Origin of the sequence: Collinsella sp. HCP28S3_G2 (genome assembly GCF_052065125.1) — a bacterium.
Taxonomy (GTDB): Bacteria; Actinomycetota; Coriobacteriia; order Coriobacteriales; family Coriobacteriaceae; genus Collinsella.
In genome coordinates this window covers 1-2,474 of record NZ_JBQHUO010000026.1, presented here as the reverse complement: position 1 = coordinate 2,474, position 2,474 = coordinate 1, and the positions used below count along the sequence as shown (strand labels likewise).

Annotated in this window: 2 protein-coding genes; both read left to right on the top strand. The window is 62.3% G+C overall.

Going from position 1 to position 2,474, the window contains the following annotated elements:
* Positions 1-168: 168 nt before the first annotated feature.
* Positions 169-1,620, top strand: coding sequence for an IS21 family transposase (gene istA / locus ACTNB2_RS08720; protein WP_244595125.1), 1,452 nt, complete (start codon positions 169-171; stop codon positions 1,618-1,620).
* A gap of 2 nt (positions 1,621-1,622) precedes the next feature.
* Positions 1,623-2,387, top strand: coding sequence for an IS21-like element helper ATPase IstB (istB, locus tag ACTNB2_RS08715; RefSeq protein ID WP_273339942.1), 765 nt, complete (start codon positions 1,623-1,625; stop codon positions 2,385-2,387).
* The last annotated feature ends 87 nt before the right edge of the window (positions 2,388-2,474 follow it).

The following is a 2,474-nucleotide window of genomic DNA, read 5'->3' as shown; positions in this document are numbered from 1 at the left end:
GCTGTTTTTGATAGCTTTTATTTTTAGGAAATCACGAGATAAAAGTTTCGGGTTTCACGACGATTGTTTCGCCTCATAAGCAAAGGCGCCGACCACCTCCAACGGATGGCCTAACTTAGTCATTGCTTCGGTAATCGACTCAAGGAGGCCGGAAAGGAAATGATCGGCATGTCAACTATTCTAGCAATCAAGCAGCGCGCTGCCCGTGGCGACAGCGTCGCCCAGATAGCCAGGGAGGAGGGAATCTCCGAGCCCACGGTGCGCAAATACCGCGACATGGACGACTTCTCCCCTCAGGTCAAGCCCAGGAAGAGGCGCGGTTCGAAGCTTGACCCGTTCAAGGCGACGATAGATCGTTGGCTTGCGGAGGACAGGAAGCGGCGCCCCAAGCAGCGACACACGGCCCAGCGGGTATTCGACCGGCTCGTCGCGGAATGCGGCTACGACGGCAGCTACACAATCGTCCAGGCCTACGTCAAGAAGCGCAAAGCCGAGCTCAAAGGCGCCAAAGACGAGTTCCTCAACCTCGAATGGGCGCCCGGCGAGGGGCAGGTCGACTTCGGCGTGTGCGACTTCAGGGTGCTGGGCGTCATGCGCGAGGTGCACTACCTGGTGGTCACCTTCCCGTTCTCCAACGTGTCGCTGGCGCAATGCTTCTGGGGCGAGACGTCGGAATGCGTCTGCGAGGGCCTGAAGGCCGTGTTCGAGTTCTGCGGGGGCGTGCCCACCCGGTTGGTGTTTGACAACGCCACGGGCGTCGGCAGAAGGGTCGGCCAGGTTGTCAGCACCGCCGACACGTTCACGCGCTTCGCCGCCCACTACGGGTTCGACTTCTCCTTCTGCAACCCCAACTCCGGCCACGAGAAGGGCTCCGTGGAGAATGCCGTCGGGGCCATCCGGCGCAACCTGTTCGTCCCCGTTCCCCGCATCGACAGCCTGCCCGCCTACAACAAGCGGATCCTCGGCAGGTGCCTGGATCGCGCCGGCAAGGACCATTACCTCAAAGGGGAGCCCGAGCGCCAGCTGTTCATGGAGGACTGCGTGGCCATGGCCGACCTGCCGGCGAAGCCCTTCCGCGTCGCGAAGATAGTCACGGCCAAGACCGACAAGTACGGCGACGCGTGCCTCGACGGCAGACACCGCTACCCGCTCGGGCCGGACCACGGCGAGGAGAGGGTGATCGTCGAGCTGGGCGCATTCCGGGTAGCCTTCTACGACGGCGAGGGCACGCAGATCGCCGCCTTCGACCGAGCATACGGGGATGCGCCCACCAAGGCCAGCGACCCCATGTCGCAGCTGGCGCTCCTTTGCAGGAAGCCGGGCGGATGGCAGAACAGCGCCGTCAGGGCGACCTTGCCGAAATCGCTGGCCAGGTCGATGGATTCCATGGGCAGGGCCGACAGGGGCACGATGCTCAGGATGCTTCGCGACGTCAGCGCGGATGCGGGCTACGAGGCCGCGGTAGCGGCGATGGCCGCGCTCGGCGCCGACGGCGGCGTCCCCAGCCGCGCTGACGTCGCATTGGCTGCCGCATGCACGGCGAACGGCCAAGGGTCCATCGCATACGACGACAGCCCCGACCTCGGGATGTACGACGCCGTCTTCGCAAAGGAGGCCTAGCCATGGACATCGAGCAGATGACGAGGGGCCAGATCGAGGCGGAGTTCGCCGCGCTGGCCAGGACCATGTACTTCACCAAGTCGACGATCGCGGCGTTTTCCAAGGATGCCACGCGAGGCCAGCTGGTGGCTGCATGCGAGCTGATCAGGAGCGAGAACGCCACCAGGGAGGAGAACAGGAAGGCAAGGCTCATGAGGCAGGCCAAATTCCCGGCCGTGAAGTCGGTCGCGGACTTCGACTTCGGCGAGGTGTCCTTCCCAGACGGCTACACCGTCGATGACCTGGTGTCATTGGAGTTTGTCCGGCAGGCCCAGGACTTCGTGTTCTACGGAGGATGCGGACGCGGAAAGACCCACCTGTCGATCGCACTGGGCGTGCTGGCGGCCGAGCGGGGCTACAAGGTCAGGTACTTCGAGACCGCGTCGCTGGTGCTGATGCTGAAGGCGGCCGTCGCCGACAACAGGCTCGAGCAGGTGCTTCGCGACATAGCCAAGGCGGACCTGCTGATAATCGACGAGTACGGCTACATCCCGATAGACATCGAGGGCGCTCGGCTGCTCTACCAGGTGATGTCGGCAACGTACGAGACGAGGAGCATGATCGTCACAACCAACATAGAGTTCGGCAAATGGGGCACTGTGCTGGGAGACGCGCACCTGGCCACGGCGACGATTGACAGGATCATGCATCATGGTCGGCTGGTTGAGTTCGGCGGGCAGAGCAGAAGGTTCGAGGAAGCCTTGATGATGGGAAGATCGGACAGTTAGCGAAGAAAGGGTGCGGCACCTTTGCAAAACGGTGAAACCCGAAAGAAATTAGTCGTGAAATCCTAAATTTAGTTGTTGTGAAAAACA